Here is a 15310-nt window from a genome sequence, read left to right on the forward strand (position 1 = left end):
AATAAGCGGTCAGTACATACTGTCGAGTAACAGGATATTCATGCCGGTCGTTCTGTTTACGTCCAGCGAATAGTCAGACGTCCATACCGCAGCCACATAGCCGCGCCCCACCCGGACGGCATTACCCGCCCGGACCAGCCCCTGATATTTTGCATAACACCAGCCGCCGGAGATGTCGGTTTGCGCGCCGTAACGACCGAGCATGATGTACCGGTTCCCGATATCAGTGGCAGCCCCTGACGGCCTGTAGAAGGCATTGCTGTAGAGGAACGGGCGCTTTGTTGTGGAAAAGGTGCACTGCCCTCTGCTGTTGAAGAAGTTCAGTCCAGGCCCCGGAACCGGCGCGGTGCCGGTCGCAAAAATCACCACGTCCATCGTTACGGTCGCGCTGACGTTCGCCCCGTTACGCTCGGCCACGGCCCGGACCACGTTACCGTCGTATTCCACCACCACCCCACTGGCGCTCCACCTGGCAAATACGGCGTAGGACTGCCGGGTATAGCCGGTCGGGGGCGGTGACCAGGAGCCGGTAAACGTCACCCGCCCCCGATACACACACTGACCGACCGCGGCCCCGTCCGTGATAAGGGTGAAATCAGTACTGTCAGAAATATAAAGCCCGCGATTGCCCGACTGACTGGCGGGCAGGATCTGCCAGACCGTGCCGGGGTATATTTTCCCGTTGCTCATTTTGTAGTTTGACCAGGCGGAGAAGGTCAGCACATTTCCGCTCTGTGATACGCCGGTTAACACGTCCATATCCGGGATCAGGCTTGTGCTGCCGCCAAGATAAATCCCGGCGGTGACATGCGGTGCGAAGACGGCTGACGCCCCCGCCACATAGCCCGGTATCGCGTACTGATTCCCGCTGCCGCTGGCATACCCGCAATAGGACGGGCACCGCAGCCCCGCGGTGATGGTCATCGCCGGACCGCCGTCATTGAGATCGATATACAGCCCACTCGGCATTAATTCCATTCCCCCAGAATAATACGCCCGCCATTCGCCAGATTTACCGTCACACCGTTACCGTTGATGACCACACCATTTCCGCTACCGGCCAGGGAGAATCTTCCCTCCGTTGCGATAATGGCCCCCCGCACCGTCACGTCATTAAACTCCGCGGCGCCCGCCTTATTAATCATCCAGCCGGTTTTACCCGCCACATAGTTATTTGACTGAATAAAGGCGCCAATTTTGGCGTTTGTAATCGTGCCGTCCTGGATAAAGGCCGAGTTCATAAACACCTGGCCGTTTACCACTGCAAACGGTGAGTAACGGTTGTTTCCGCTGCCGCTCATCACCACAAACTGATTCGCATTCACCGCAAAGCGGGTATCGACAGCGGTGCCGTTAATGGTGACCGCCACGGACAGCCCGGCATCGTAATACTGCCCCTTATACTGCACGCCGGTTTTCATGGTATAGATGGCAGAGCCGCCGTTTGCATCGACATACGCATCCATTTTGCCTTCTACCGCGGCCGCCACATCCTCAAACCGCGCCACCACCGTGTCGTTTATCTCACTGATGGCCGATGTGTTATCCGCCGTGGCTTTCTCAAGACGACTGGCGGTGGCGTTGAAATCCTCAAATTTCGCGTTCACCGTTGTCTCAAGCGCCGCGACGGACTTACCGGCATCGGAGGCCAGCGTCCGGGCCTCAATGATGCCCGCGCGGTTATTGCCATAGAGCTTCCACTGCTGGTTCACCGTGTCGTGGCCGCCCAGGGCATTCTGCAGAATGGCTTCGGGATCGAGAGTTATCTGGCTGAGCAGCGCCTCACCGTCTTCCTTCGTCATGAAGTCGCCCGCGATATCGCCCAGGTAATCCTCCGCGTTGTCGTTCGCCATGCCGCGTACCCACGTCGTCCACGCCGACTGGTTCCCGATGCGGTCCACCAGCCGCGCTCGGTACCAGAAGATTTGACCGGCGCGCAGACCGAGCTGCGTGTAGCTGCGCGCCGGATAGGGCACATCTGAGAGCAGCAGCGCGTCGCTGCCGTCGGGCGCAGCGGCATACTGAATTTCGGTCATCAGCGTGTCGTCCGCGCCGTCCGGGAAGTTCCAGTCGAGCTGGATCCCCCAGTTAATCGCCGTGGTGCGGAAGTTCAGCGGCACCGGCGGCTGCCCCACCTTGCCGGTCAGCGTCACCTCGTCGCTGGTCTGCCAGACCGAAGCAACATCGCTGGCGTTCACGGCGCTGACGCGCGCCATATACCGCCCTGCATAGATTCCCTGCACCTCAAAGCCGAGCGAGCTCGTGCGCGGTACATTCACCCAGTCGCCGTTATCCTTGCGCCACTGGCATTCATACGCCACGGCACCGGGCGCGGCGGGCCAGGCGACACGCAGGGTTTCCACGCTGAGGCCCTGCACCACGCGGCTGTAACTGCTGAGCGTCACGGAGGCCGGCGGCACCTGCGCACCGGGAGGAATGGCCGATACCGGGCGTTCATCGAGCCTGGCGCCGGAATCGATGGCGGCATACTTATCCGGGTTGTGCTGCACCGCGCTGATGATCCATGTGCCGTCGTTGTTGTCTTCCACAGACGTGACCCGGTACTGCTGGATTGCCACATCCTGCGCATCAACCGACCAGACCGCCTCGCGCTCCGGCGTTTCGCTGAATACCGCAGACACCGTGACGTTGCGGCCGCTGACCGCCTGAAGGGTACGGGCCTGTGATTTGCCGGACGGCAGGTTGACGATAAGCCTGTCGCCCGCTTTTGCATCCGGCGCCCGGTCGAGCGTCAGCGCGCGACCGTTCACCTGACTGATACGCCCGCCCATCACCCGCCCGGACAGATACTGATCCGCCACGCCGATGATATGACCCGGCAGCGGGATCATGCCCTCGAGCCCGGTGGCGAAACTCACCATCCGGTCTTTAGCATTTGTCAGCAGCGCCCAGCGGCCGCGGCGGTTGGCCTCGGTGCGCCGCGTGCAGCCGATGGCGGAGATCTGCGTCTGGCGCACGCCGTAGCGCCGCACCAGGTCAGGCTCCATCACCGCTTCCACTTCATCGGTGTAATGGTTCTCCGGGTTTGACCAGCTCACCATCGCTGTTGAATAACGGTTCTTCTCGCTGCCGCTGGCGTAGGAGAATTTGCCGTCGATGACGTTGGCGCGGGTGTAGACATACGTCATGTCGCGCGGCATGTCCGCCAGCGCGGAGAGCTGGTTACCGGCCCAGTAGGTCATGCCGCGAAAGATGCTCGCGAGGTCGCGCAGCACCGTAAACGCCTCGTTCTGGCTCTGGATATACACGTCGCAGAGAAATCGCGGTTCGGTACCGCTGCCGCCGGTACCGTCGGGCACGGGCTGGTCGCAGTACTGCGCGATGCGGTAGAGCTCCCACTTGTCCACCTGGGTCGCATCCAGCCGGTCACCGGTTCCGAAACGGTCGCTCAGCACCAGATCGTAAAAGACCCAGGCGGGGTTATTGCTCCAGGCCCATTTAAACGAGCCGTCCCAGGTGCCGGAATAGGTGCGGGTCACCGGATCGTAAGTGGTGGGCACACGGATTTGCCGCCCGCGGGCGCGGAGGCTAATCTGCGGGATATTGCTGAACTGCTTCGCGTTGAACGACACAAAGAGCAGCGCGGTGTTCGGGTAGCGCAGCTTTGCATCAATGATTTCCGAATAGGCCTCGATGTTTGTGGTGTCGACGATGCGGCTGGAGGTGCTGTCCACCGTCGTCCGCCGTACGCGAAGCTGCCAGCCGGTCCGGGCGGGCGGGAGATCGATGCGGTGGCTGCGCTCATACAGCGAGGTGGTCTTACCGTCGAACGCGCCGTTCAGCACCGTGACATACCCGCCGCCGTCGGTGGACAGCTCAATTTTGTAGTCGACGCGGTAACCGACCACATCCCCGTTGTCTTTCATGCGCTGCAGCGAAGGCACGCCGAGGCGAACCCGGACGGCAGAGAGCTGCGTGTTACTGATGGCACGCGTCCACGGCTGCGTCGCTTTAAGCTGGGTGTTAATGGTGATTTCATTTTCCACCGACGGCACGCCGGGGATGTAAGTCTGCGCCTGGGTGCCGGACCGGAACTCCCATTTCACACCCGGAAAGTTAAGCGTGCCGTCAGCGCTGCGGATCGGGGTGCCGTCGAGGAAGATATCTTTATCCGTGAGGCCGCCGGCGAACTCCCCCTCGCCCAGCGCAAGCAGGATTTTGGCGGTCGCAATGGACTGGAGTGAATCAGGGGATTCATGCGGCGTGCGGGGTTTATCACCGCCACCCTTTTTACCGGTTATTTTTTCCATACTGCGCCCATAAAAAAAGCGCCCGCAGGCGCTGTTATCAGACCGGTTTTCACTGGTCGTTGGTGTAGATGCCGGCGGAGACAATCGCGCCGCCGATTTCGCGCTCGCCATACAGGAGCCCGACGGGATTGCCCATTGCCGTGGTATTCACGGGCCCGCCAAAGGCATAGCTCGGCGCGTTATCGGGGTCCTGCCGCGATGCCAGCCCGCCGGGCTGGGGTGACAGCATCTGCACCACGCCACCGGCCATCAGCCCGATACCGGCCTGTAAGGCATACGGGCCCCACGTCGCCCCGCCCCAGGCCTGCCCGATGGTCATGCCAATGGCACCGACCACCACCAGCACCGCGCCCAGTATTGTCTGCAGCACGCCCGCCCGCTTGCTGCCGGCAATCACCGGCGCAATGCGGATATCCGCTTCGCCGCTGTTGTGCTTCAGCTCATCCTGGCCGATGTTCTTTTTCCCCCTGAACACGGCAAAGCGCAGGCCGCGCAGGTGCGCCGTCTGCATGTACTGCTCAAAGCCGGGGATAATGACTGACAGCGCGCGGCAGGCTTCCGCCGGGCTGGCTATCACCAGCCGGTGCTCGCGACCGAACCGCGCACCCAGCGCGCCGTAAAGCCGCACCGTTTTCAGTTGGTTCATGGCAGATCCTTGTGTCTGACTATTTTAATGGTGCGCTCGCGCAGGTAGCCGCCGTATGGTGTGGTGCAGGAGAGCTGGCCGTAGAGGTGATGCAGCAGCTGGTTACCTTCCAGCAGAATACCGGCGTGATTCACCACCGGCGCGGACACCTGCATCAGCACCATGTCGCCGGGCCGCGGCTCTGTGACCTCGCGAAATCCCTCGGCATACCAGTTATCCATGTAGAGATTTTCGCCCCGCTCCCACCACGGGTAATCCACGCTGTAGTTGCGAAGCGTCACGCCCTGCCGGCGGTGCCAGTCCATCACCAGCGACCAGCAGTCGGCATAGCCCAGTTCAAAGGCGCGCCCTTCCAGCGGCCGTTCGCCGCGGGGCGCAATGGTGCGCACGTCGGCTTCCGGCCACGAGACGATTCCCCAGGGTATGCCGTGGGCGTCGCACTGCAGCTGGTCGAGCTCGCTCGGCTGGGTGGTGGCGCCGTCGCCCGGGTGGGAATGCACAATGGCGGTGACGGTGCCCCAGTCTTCCGCCGCAGCGTAATCCTCCGGCGACAGCTCAAACTGCTCCTCCGGCACGCCGGTGATGTTCCGGCACGGGAAATACCGTTCGACGCGGCTTTTCTGCGCCACCACGCCGCAGCACTCGCGCGGGTATTCCGCCTCAGCATGGGCCAGGATATCGGCAATGGTTTTATCGCGCATGGTTACCTCCGGATCAGGCTGGCGCCGGGAAAGCCGCCGAAATCGAGCTGGGCATCCGCGCCAAAGCGTTTTTTACAGTCGGTCAGCAGGCCTGAGCATTTATCCTGTGCCGGGTCGGTCACCGGGTTACCTTTCAGATCAAACATGCGCGGGCCGTTGTAGGTACAGCCGTCACCGCTGCGGTATTTATTGCGGCAGGCCCAGGTGCAGACCGCCGTGATTTGGCGCGTCGGGATCAGCAGCCCCTGCAGGTCCATCGGGCTGGAGAGGCGAAACTCCACCACCTCGTTGTCCTCTGCCGCCTTGCTGTCGATGTAAAATACCTGGCGGAAATACTGCCCCGGATCCGCCGACGGGTTGCCGTCATGAAAGGTGCGCGCATCAAGATACTGCCCGAACGTATCCAGAATCGTGACCTTCGCCTGCACCATGTCATCAAAGCGCAGACAGAGCGCGGTCACCACGCCATCAAGGTTGGCGATGCGCAGCACCGGCTCCGCACTCTGGCCGTCACTCGACGACGCCAGCCCGGTAATTTTAAACGGCCAGGCACCGTATTCCTCGTCATCAAACCAGATGGATTTAGCGGCAAGCTTCGGGGTGTCACCGCCGCTTGCCGCGATTTCTTCCGGCGAGTGGGGAATGGTGCAGGCGTGAAAGCGCAGCACGCCCGCGCCGAACGCCGAGCCATCGACGGTCACCAGGCGGACACTGTCGCCGGGCTCAAGCTTCTGGACGTCATTACTGATTGCCATAAGTACCTACGGAGCGAATGCCTGTGTGAAGGTTGCGGTGAGAGAGAAAATGCCACCGCCCGGCGCCGACGGGCGGTAGGCGTCACAGCGGTAAAGCCCCGCGCCTTTCAGCGGTGCCTGCCAGATGAATGAACGGCTGCCGCCATGCCTGTCCAGGAAATCCATAATCGCGGTGATGTAGCTTTCATCCCCGACGAATTCCAGATCCCATTTCTGACCGCGGGCGTTGATGCCGTCTCCCGACGCCTGGGCATACCCGTCGCCGAACTGCGCGCGGCGGACGCGGTGAGTGACCTCGCCGCCGGCATTAATGCGCGGGCACCAGGTAAAGGTTTCGGTTGCCATGTTTCACCCATAAAAAAACCCGCCGTAGCGGGTGGTAAATTGATTTTTAGCGCTTGCCCTGTGTGGCGTTCCACAACGGAGTGCCGGGCTTGCGCAGCTGCGAGTTGATGGTATCGAGAATGGCGCCGGTGAGCTGGTTAGCCACCGCGCCGGCGGCGTTAGTGTTGCCCTGCGCACCACCTGTGCCGCCTGTGAAATTAATAGCCCCGATGCTGACGCTGACGCCCGTGCCGCCCTGCGTGCCGTTGCCCAGCGCTTTTACGCCCAGCCTGCCGGTGGCGTCGCGGGTCAGCGGCATAATGGCTTCCGGTCCGGCCTCGCCCATCAGCCCAGCACCTTTGGCAAAGGCAAACATCGTGGGGCTACTAACTATGCTGCTGCTGAATTTACTCAGATCTGCAGATTCATAAACGCCGCCTTTGGCGTTAAGCTGAATGCCCGCAGCCGCAGAGTTATATGCACCAGAAGGCGTTGAACCAACTGCCGTAGACGCACCGAAGCTGAACAACGAACCGATAGCACTGACGCCGTTTACCAACGCCATATTTAATGCAACCTTTTCGATCGTCTTCAGAACGCTTACACCCCAGTCTTTCCAACTGGCTTTATTATCGTTCAGCATATCGACAAGGTTATTTGTGATGCCGGACAGGGCATTCTGAACACCACTGGCCGCCTGCTGCGAATAATTCGATGCATCATCAACCCAATTAGCCAGCCCGTCCCGCGCACCGCTCATCCAGTCGGCGTTCAATTGGTCAATTTGCTGATAATAATTTTGGTAATCCCCGAGGCGTTGTGACAGTGCTTTATCAAGCTCAGCATTATAACGGTCATAATCCGCCTCGCTTTTAATGTCTCCGCGCTGATATCTTTGCTGTAAATCGGAGCGCTTTTCATTGAACTCGCGCTCAATATCTAGCTGTTCACGCATCCGCTCACGAAATTTGTCACCCTGTCCAGCACCGATAATATCAGCGTTAAGAGAGGCTGAGGCGTTAGCATTTTCGCGCTGAAGGTTGGCGACATACTCAGCCAGTTTTAGATTTTCCTCGTTAGCCTTTTTGACAGCATTTAGGCGGTCAACTTCGGTAGCTAACTGCTCGAGCCGCTGTCGCTGCGTCTCATTTAGTCCTGAAAGTTTTCCATCAGCAATATCAAACTGAATTTTCTGCTGCTCGGTCACTTCAAAAGATTTTTTGCCGATAGTATCAATCAGCGCTATTTGGCGAAGATAATTCTGCTCCGTCGCCTTGAAGGTATTTTCAAGTTTCTTGCCAGAATTGTCGGTTACAGGCTTGCCGTTGACTTCCCCTGAACCAAGTTTAAAGCCAGAACTTGCTGTGCCCAGCACACCAGCAGCGTTGACAGGTAGGGTTGTCTGAAAATCCTTCATATCGCCGAGCCGTTTACGTAATTCATCGAGCTCTTTTCGACGAGAGTCTGTATCCATTCCGATCCGGTTTATATCTGCAAGAACACCCTTATCGTTCAGATCCGCCTCAAGGTTCTTTATACGCCGGGATATTTCAACACGGGATGCATTGGTCGCAAGCTGCTGCCCACCTTGGAAATTTTCTACCAACCTGCCAAGTTCTGATGCTGCCTTGCCAAGCCAGCCCACAAGAGAAGCAACACCACCAACCAGATCTGATAACCCCTGCAAGACTGCCGGATCGGTAAAAGTTTTTTTAAGATCATCAAGACCATTCTGGAGTGGCGATAGGTCAACCTTCGCCAGACCTGAAGCAATCTCAACCTTCAGGCCATTCGCCTGCGCCTCCATATCCTGAAATATTTGGCTTACTTTCAGTAAGTCATCAATGGATTTCGAATCTGGTGCAATCCCATAATCTTTAGCGAGCTGAATAAATTGCGTTAATTTCTGGTTGTTATTATCAAAGAGAGGTAATAACTTCGATAAGTCGTTACCTAGACTTTCAAGAATATTAGTCTTTTCAGCGTTTGTATTTATTTTCCCGAGTGCTTCACCAATAGCTAATAGCTGCTTATCAGGAGTAACTTTTGAGAGTTTTTCCGCAGAAAGACCTAATGCATTCAGAGCATCGACTGCTTCACCTGATTTATTCAGAACAGCATCGCCAATTTTGTCCCCGATATCTTTGAAAATATCTGCTATCTGATCTCCAGAAACGCCGGCCTTTTCTGCGGCGAACCGCCAGGCTATCAATTCCTGAGTTGATAGGCGGAGAGACTTTGCCCAACGATCTATTTCTGTAATTTGCTCAGATGTAGATTTGAGCAAAGCAATACCTGCAGAGGAAGCGGCAACTGCAGCACCGGTCGCCGCTGCGCCCATAGCAGCAATGGCAGCACCAGCGGCTTTAACATCCGACTCAACCTGTTTTCGCCATTTTGTTGAAGCGCGTTCGGCTTTGTCCATACCTGAGACAAAACCACCAACCTTGGCGATGAGGTCGATTGTCAATGTGCCGAGTGATTTGCCAGCCATATAACATCCTAAAATAAAAACCCGCCGAAGCGGGTTATATTAAAATAACATGGTAAATTGCTAATTTATGCAAATAAAAACCAACATAACAATTAATTCAGCTCATTTTTGCTATAAAAAATATAGTAAATAAAACCCCTATTATAACTAACAATATCATCATGCATCCTGAAGGACCTTTCACCCTTAATTTGAAAGGGGCGCCACACTTTGGACAAACATCAGCCTTGCTTGATACTTCCGCGCCACATTCTTTACATTTAATGAGTGCCATTTCACCTCCTCATTCAGATTTTGAGAGAATAACAGGGAATTGAACAATGGCAAAACATCAACCTGAATTATCAATTCCAGGCATTCATAGCCTGCTCAAGGGAAATGGGTTGTTCACGAATATGCGGAGCAAAATCACATAGCCTGAAAGCTGGGTCATCTTTGTCACGATTTACGTTAGCCAGCACCGACGCCACCAGCGCGGCACCCCACTCTGTTCGCATCATCGGGTTCAGGCTTCCGTACTGGTTGCGGTATTTGACCCAGAGCTGAAACTCGCGGAAGCTGAGAGCTTCTTGCGCTTCGGCGATTGTCCTCCCACCGATGCCGTTGAGGACGAGTTCACACCAGATTTCGTCTTCTCCGGTAAGCTCGTCTTTCCCAGGTCGTTAACTTCCTGGATTGCCAGCAGTAGCGCGATTGTGAGCTGCCCGTCCAGCGCGCCCCGCTCGGGATCTGCTTCACCCGTGATATCGGCGGGGGTGAATACCGGCTTTCCTTCTTCGTCACAGATGGAAGCGGCAATTCGGCCAGCAACCCCGTCAATATGCCCCTGCGCCGCCATTACATCTGTCATGGCAGTGTAATAGCCCATCGGCCGAATATAGACTGTTGCGGTAAGCTCCTGGCCGCCCTGTTTCCAGGTAATTTCTTTTTCAACCGGGCGCCCGGTAAACGCGCCAGCTTGTTTTAGTGAGTCGAGGGTAAGTTTCATAGCTGTTCCCAATATTAGTGAAATATTACGGGGCCGCAGCCCCGCAAATTAACTGCCTGCCTGCGCTTTTGGGATCCAGACGGCAGAGCCGGAACGCTGGATGGAGGCTGAAGTGGAAACGACGGTGTTAGCTGCGAAGTCGAAAGGGAAATCGGCTACGTACCCCTTAAATACGAACCAGGTACGGTCATCCGGCAGTGCCAGACCGTCTACCGTTCCCGTTGCACCAGAGGCGGCCGCCGTTGGTACTGAGTCACCGTCAGACCAACCAATGGCGAAAGTCAGCGCCTGATCTTCTTCATCGTCAGAAATTGACAGGTTATAAAGCATGATGTGACTGGCGTTTTTGGGGTCAGCGTTTAGTGTCGCCGTTGCCTGGCCGGGCGTGCGTAAGCCGCGTTTGTAGGTGCGGTCAAACTTTTCAGAAAGACAGGTATCCTCGATCTGGTCGGCAGGGTTACTCCCCGGGGTAAAACTGGTGATGCATTCAATTTCGCTCACCGCGCCTTTAGCCAGCACGAAGAGCTGAGTGCCTTGTGTCAATACAGACATGGGAATCTCCGGATATAAAAAAACCGGCTCAGGGCCGGTGCTTGTGGGTTATCGCCTGACTATCCAGTCAACATCGAAGGAGTAGCGGTAGCGCCTAGTTTCAGGGTCTTTTTCCTGTCCTCCCAGGCGCGTTATGTAAGCATGTGGCTCAATGGCGTCCCGCAGCGCGGCGGCCACGGCGATCACCTCATCCACCGTGTCGGCGTAGGCATCTACCTGCAGGGTGAACGAGTCGACATCGGGCCTTTGCTTGAGGTAATTCTCCGGCGAGCCGCTGACGTTCTGCCAGACAACGTAGGGGTAAACAACAGCATCATCCTGGCGGCCGAAGGGATAGAGGCGCACCGGGTCGGTTCCCAGTAACGCCGTTACCGTCGGGCTGGCAGCGCAGACGGAAAAGATGGGCGCGATCATGTTGGCACTCCTTTCTTTTGCGCGCGCTTAATGGCCCGGTCTATAGACTTTTCGTATTCGGTGGCGAACACGTTAACCACTTCGCCAACGCTGCTTTCCGCCGCCGGGCGCATGAAAGGCTGAGCGCGCATTTTCTCGGTACCGAACTCAACCAGGCGCCAGTGTGGGGTCGGCGCGTTCTCGCTGAAGTCAGGATGATTTTTCAGTACGGCGCCGTGCAGCACCCCAATGCGAAAGCCCAGATTGCCGGTTGTTTTGAAAAGCCTGCCGTTCCAGCGCATCGCCACGTTCGCGGCGATGCTACGCCCGGTTTCAGGGTCGTCAATGCGGCTGGCGTTCTCTTTTGCCTTATCGACAATCACGTTGCCGGCGCGACGGAGCGCCGCCCGCCCGCCGCGCCGCCGCAGGTCATCATTTATACTGTCCAGCTTCCCCAGCAGCGAATCGATCCCGATTATGCTGAAATCAATGCCATCAGCCATCGTTAACCCCCCGGGAGCATGGCAGCGTCAGATATTCTCGCCCGGTTTTATCGTCTTCCAGCACGCCCTGAATGTCATAAATGCGTCCACGGTAAAGAATGCGGTGCTTATCCGTGACGTCATCACGCCAGCGGATGGTGATCCGCGTCGTTACCTCGTTCTGACCTGCTTTCGCAGCCACAAAATCCCGCGCGGAGAGGTCTGTAACGTTAGCCCATACTTGAACCACATCCACCCAGCCACTTTCGATCGCGCCGGAGGTTGGGTTTTGTGTTTTTACAGGCTTTTGTAGCAATATACGTTTGTTCAGCTTTCCGGCCTGCATGCTCACCCCCGGAGTTTGCCGCTTAGGTAGGTCGGTACAGGGAAATCAAGCGTTGTCGTTTCGATGTCCTCAGCCAGTGACTGATAAAGCAACGCTACCAGCGCTTCATTTGAGTCCACCAGGCGATTCAGTGCGACGGTCTGCTCCTGCATCGCCTTCGTCTGCTCGGACATTGCTGCTATCAGCAGGCTTACCTGTTGTTCGTTCATAGGCTATTTTCATCCAGTTTTTCAGCCATTCTCTCCTGCGTTCACATCCGGCACACGGCATAACTCCCCCTTAAATAATGGTTGGCCGACGGAGATCGTAGATAAGCATCGTGACGGAGAGCGGCAACTCACCTTGCTGAAGCTTTTCTTCCTCTTCACCACCCCGATTGCGATCCAGCCAGCCCAGTAGCATAAGCAGCGCCGTCTGCGTGCGTCGTAACGGTTCACCTTCGATAAGCGCGCCATCACTGTTGACAATAAGGTCACGGCTTCCCTGGACATAAGCGAGAATAGCGGCGCTGCCGGCCTGAATTTTCAGGGTCAGATCAGCATCTCCGGCATCATCATCTATGCGCAGGTGCTCTTTTGCCTGCAGGAGAGTAACCAGCTCAATCACGTTTTATCCCTCCCGTCGCGCCCGCGCTTGGTCGCAAGCGTCCAGCCTTTCGATCCCGTTTCGCCTGGCTTGTCCTGCGTCTGCTCGTCGCAGTGCCAGAGCGAGCCGCCCCACGTTACCGTGTCGCCTGGCAGGTAGTCCTGGCCGGATTTGAACACGCCTTTATAAATCATGACCGGAACGTCAAACGATTTGGTTTCACTGCTACCGCTGGAACGGTTAACCGTTAGGGTGAAACGCCGTTGCCCGGAACGCTCAACCTCCACGCCCGCCACACCGTCAACCACACATTCCCATCCGCGCATGCCGTGCGTTTTCTCATAAGCACGCCACAAACCGCCGTTATGGGTTGCATAAGAGCCGCGAGGGTAGTTTTTCTCTTCATCAATGAATGGCAGAATTTCCAGCGCCAGCGCATCGCGGCCATCTTCACCATCCCTGCCCGGTTCAGCTGTCGGCAATGCGGCCACGGCTTCGCTAACCAGCGTTTTCACATCCGGAAGAACAGGCATTGACGATGCGACGAGTTGCTCCAGCATCGGTTGCACGTCTTCGGGCGTAAGGCTTTTGCCGTCCTGCGGTACCGGAATGCCAGCGAACGCACTATTCACGGCCTCTTCCACCGCCTGCTTCAGTGCCACCGGATCGTAATCCTTACCGTCTTTCGGCGTTGGTAAGCCGCCAAATGCCTTGTCCACCATCTCCTGCAGCATCGGCTGTACGTCTTCGGGCGTAAGGCTTTTGCCGTCCTGCGGTACCGGAATGCCAGCGACAGCACTGCTTACGGCCTCTTCCACTGCCTGCTTCAGTACCGCCGGATCGTAATCCTTACCGTCTTTCGGTGTTGGTAAGCCGCCGAATGCCTTGTCCACCATCTCCTGCAGCATCGGCTGTACGTCTTCGGGCGTCAGGCTTTTGCCGTCCTGCGGAGCCGGAATTGCGGCAACCGCATCAGTGACCATGGAGGCGATATCAGGCAGTTGAAGAACCTCAGGCGCGGGCAGCGCTGCCACAGCCTCTTCCACCATGGCGGCAAAGTCGGGTGCCGGGACGCTTTTTATTTCTTCCAGTTGCCTGGAAAGCAGGCTCAGCTTTCCATCGTATTCCTGACGCTGCAGATCAAGGCTTTTACGAAACCCTTCACGCATTTCAGCGAGAGCATGACCGAACTCTTCACCAAGCACTTTTATCAGCGTTAATTCGCGTTCATTCATTTGGTAAGCAATCCTCTGAGCATGGCTTTGGCCGCTGATTGCTCAGCGGCAGATAAAGCCTTTCCTTCCTCACTGGCGGGTTGCGATGGTGCAGAAGAACTACTTTTGCCGAATGGATCATCCGAGGCATCGCGGCGGGCCAGCGCGCCAAGGCTGAAGTTCTGCTGCTGAAGGTAAAGCTCATCACCACCAGTAACGGGCGGCAGGTTTTCACTGCGTCGCGCCTCATTAGGCGTCAGGATGGTATTTTTAACGCCTTCGCCCAGCGTTTTTATGCGGCGTTCGCTGTCCATACGCAGCAGCGCACTCACATCGAACTCGGTACCGGTATCACCTTCCAGCTCAAACGCTTCATCCAGCAACAGTTCAATCGACTCGATAAGCGTCTGCAGGCACTGCGAGTAATACTGCTGCTCCAGCGCCTCGATATTGTCGTAGGAGGGAAGCTCGCCTATTCCGGCTTTGTAAGCCGGGACATGGAAAACCGAACAGCTGATTTTCGCGGTCATCTGAAGCTGTTCAACCATCTGAGCATCAGCTGCCGTCATAGCCGTTGGGTTGTATTTGGCGCCATTACTCAGGAGGGCTGTTTTCCCTGCGTTTTCACCCGTATATCCCGTATCCCAGTTGTTTTTCAGGATGCGGGCATTTTCCTCGCTGATACTACCCGGCACTTCAATAACCCCGCTGGGCTTGCCGCCGTTGCGGAAGAAGAAGGCCGCATTTTCCTGAATATGGTGCCCCTGCATCGCTGCCAGGCCAGCAGCATAAATTGGTGAAAGACCGATAAGCGGATGAAAGAGGCAGTTAAACCGGTCGTGGATAATCTCTCGTGCCGGGACTGTCACCCCGGATTCAATACCGGCCATATTATCCGGGTTAATCTGGTAAAAAACGGAACCGTCATCTGCCACCAGCGGAGTGACCTTGTTCCAGTCCAGAATGCGCAGCTCCGTGATTTCCCCGCGGGTATTACGGATCTTCAGGACAACTGTATTCCCGTAGCAAAGCTTGGAGTTAAGCCAGCATTCGAAAAACTGCATCCGGTTTTGGAACGCATTCGGGCGCCTGTAAATTGCGGCAACCTTGCCATTATTGTTTTCTTTCCAGATGCCGTTTGAATCGCGGCGCATCAGCCGCACAGGCATCTTTGCAATATCACTCGCAATCAGCGATATGCAGGAAAACACGGCGTGGAAGGAAAGGACGGTTTTCTCGTTTATTTCCAGGTTACGCTGCCATGCGCCGGCAAAGGGCTCACGGACAAAACTTAGCAGTGAGGTCCAGAGGCCACGGCCTGCGGGTTGCTGCAGCGCCTTTTCTTTTCTCCGGAAAGGATTCCACATCAGCCATTCCCCGCATTATTTTTCTTTTTCCCGCCACCAGCACGCTTTGCGCCGGTGTACTCAGCCTTGCCCAGCAGCACCAGCACCCTCGCGCACTGGTCATCCACGGTTTTTTCATCGCCGGGCTTAGAGTCATGAGTGCGCTGGAGATATCGGATTTTTGCCATGCAAAATGGCGGGGGTTCCCCCGCC

At 56.8% G+C, this 15310-nt stretch carries 19 protein-coding genes; all 19 read right to left on the bottom strand.

Annotation, left to right across the window (positions count from 1 at the left end; translation table 11 throughout):
• Nucleotides 1-9: 9 nt before the first annotated feature.
• Nucleotides 10-969, bottom strand: a complete 960-nt coding sequence (locus tag AFK67_RS11905; protein ID WP_053532892.1) for a DUF6453 family protein — start codon at nucleotides 967-969, stop codon at nucleotides 10-12.
• Complete coding sequence (locus AFK67_RS11910; RefSeq protein ID WP_038883370.1) at nucleotides 969-4271, bottom strand: TipJ family phage tail tip protein; 3303 nt, start codon at nucleotides 4269-4271, stop codon at nucleotides 969-971. The genes AFK67_RS11905 and AFK67_RS11910 overlap by 1 nt, the downstream gene beginning before the upstream one ends.
• Nucleotides 4272-4320: 49 nt before the next feature.
• Nucleotides 4321-4917, bottom strand: a complete 597-nt coding sequence (locus AFK67_RS11915; protein ID WP_053532894.1) for a tail assembly protein — start codon at nucleotides 4915-4917, stop codon at nucleotides 4321-4323.
• Nucleotides 4914-5618 (bottom strand): C40 family peptidase, encoded by a 705-nt coding sequence (locus AFK67_RS11920; protein WP_007709645.1) that lies wholly within the window; start codon nucleotides 5616-5618, stop codon nucleotides 4914-4916. The genes AFK67_RS11915 and AFK67_RS11920 overlap by 4 nt, the downstream gene beginning before the upstream one ends.
• A gap of 2 nt (nucleotides 5619-5620) precedes the next feature.
• Nucleotides 5621-6373: a phage minor tail protein L gene (locus AFK67_RS11925; RefSeq protein ID WP_053532896.1), complete on the bottom strand. Its 753-nt coding sequence runs from the start codon at nucleotides 6371-6373 to the stop codon at nucleotides 5621-5623.
• Between the two features lie 6 nt (nucleotides 6374-6379).
• Nucleotides 6380-6718, bottom strand: coding sequence for a phage tail protein (locus AFK67_RS11930; protein WP_007728442.1), 339 nt, complete (start codon nucleotides 6716-6718; stop codon nucleotides 6380-6382).
• Nucleotides 6719-6764: 46 nt separating this feature from the next.
• The gene (locus AFK67_RS11935; protein ID WP_235047909.1) at nucleotides 6765-9191 is read right to left on the bottom strand and encodes a phage tail tape measure protein; all 2427 of its coding nucleotides are present in this window, start codon (nucleotides 9189-9191) and stop codon (nucleotides 6765-6767) included.
• Nucleotides 9192-9288: 97 nt separating this feature from the next.
• Entirely contained in the window at nucleotides 9289-9465 is a 177-nt protein-coding gene (locus AFK67_RS23655) for a zinc-ribbon domain-containing protein (protein WP_081225690.1), read from the bottom strand.
• Nucleotides 9466-9535: 70 nt separating this feature from the next.
• Nucleotides 9536-9691 carry a phage tail assembly protein T gene (locus tag AFK67_RS23710; protein WP_428830483.1) on the bottom strand — a complete coding sequence of 52 codons (156 nt, stop codon included), beginning with the start codon at nucleotides 9689-9691 and terminating at the stop codon, nucleotides 9536-9538.
• A gap of 5 nt (nucleotides 9692-9696) precedes the next feature.
• Entirely contained in the window at nucleotides 9697-10179 is a 483-nt protein-coding gene (locus tag AFK67_RS11940) for a phage tail assembly chaperone family protein, TAC (protein ID WP_007732687.1), read from the bottom strand.
• Between the two features lie 48 nt (nucleotides 10180-10227).
• The gene (locus AFK67_RS11945; RefSeq protein WP_007732685.1) at nucleotides 10228-10731 is read right to left on the bottom strand and encodes a phage tail tube protein; all 504 of its coding nucleotides are present in this window, start codon (nucleotides 10729-10731) and stop codon (nucleotides 10228-10230) included.
• 48 nt (nucleotides 10732-10779) lie between these two features.
• A complete protein-coding gene (locus AFK67_RS11950; RefSeq protein ID WP_007732682.1) occupies nucleotides 10780-11145 on the bottom strand; it encodes a DUF3168 domain-containing protein in 366 nt (121 codons plus the stop codon).
• The gene (locus AFK67_RS11955; protein ID WP_007732679.1) at nucleotides 11142-11627 is read right to left on the bottom strand and encodes an HK97-gp10 family putative phage morphogenesis protein; all 486 of its coding nucleotides are present in this window, start codon (nucleotides 11625-11627) and stop codon (nucleotides 11142-11144) included. Before AFK67_RS11955 ends, AFK67_RS11950 begins: the two co-directional genes overlap by 4 nt.
• Complete coding sequence (locus AFK67_RS11960; RefSeq protein ID WP_032967656.1) at nucleotides 11620-11952, bottom strand: phage head closure protein; 333 nt, start codon at nucleotides 11950-11952, stop codon at nucleotides 11620-11622. The genes AFK67_RS11955 and AFK67_RS11960 overlap by 8 nt, the downstream gene beginning before the upstream one ends.
• Nucleotides 11953-11954: 2 nt before the next feature.
• Complete coding sequence (locus AFK67_RS11965; protein ID WP_007732664.1) at nucleotides 11955-12161, bottom strand: hypothetical protein; 207 nt, start codon at nucleotides 12159-12161, stop codon at nucleotides 11955-11957.
• Nucleotides 12162-12231: 70 nt separating this feature from the next.
• Nucleotides 12232-12558, bottom strand: a complete 327-nt coding sequence (locus AFK67_RS11970) for a head-tail connector protein (protein ID WP_007732662.1) — start codon at nucleotides 12556-12558, stop codon at nucleotides 12232-12234.
• Complete coding sequence (locus AFK67_RS23430) at nucleotides 12555-13772, bottom strand: hypothetical protein (protein WP_007732660.1); 1218 nt, start codon at nucleotides 13770-13772, stop codon at nucleotides 12555-12557. The genes AFK67_RS11970 and AFK67_RS23430 overlap by 4 nt, the downstream gene beginning before the upstream one ends.
• Nucleotides 13769-15118 carry a phage portal protein gene (locus AFK67_RS23435; protein WP_032967655.1) on the bottom strand — a complete coding sequence of 450 codons (1350 nt, stop codon included), beginning with the start codon at nucleotides 15116-15118 and terminating at the stop codon, nucleotides 13769-13771. Before AFK67_RS23435 ends, AFK67_RS23430 begins: the two co-directional genes overlap by 4 nt.
• Nucleotides 15118-15285: a hypothetical protein gene (locus AFK67_RS23250; protein ID WP_007889812.1), complete on the bottom strand. Its 168-nt coding sequence runs from the start codon at nucleotides 15283-15285 to the stop codon at nucleotides 15118-15120. Before AFK67_RS23250 ends, AFK67_RS23435 begins: the two co-directional genes overlap by 1 nt.
• Nucleotides 15286-15310 lie beyond the last annotated feature (25 nt).

It is taken from the genome of Cronobacter dublinensis subsp. dublinensis LMG 23823 (genome assembly GCF_001277235.1).
In the GTDB taxonomy this organism is placed as follows: Bacteria; Pseudomonadota; Gammaproteobacteria; order Enterobacterales; family Enterobacteriaceae; genus Cronobacter; species Cronobacter dublinensis.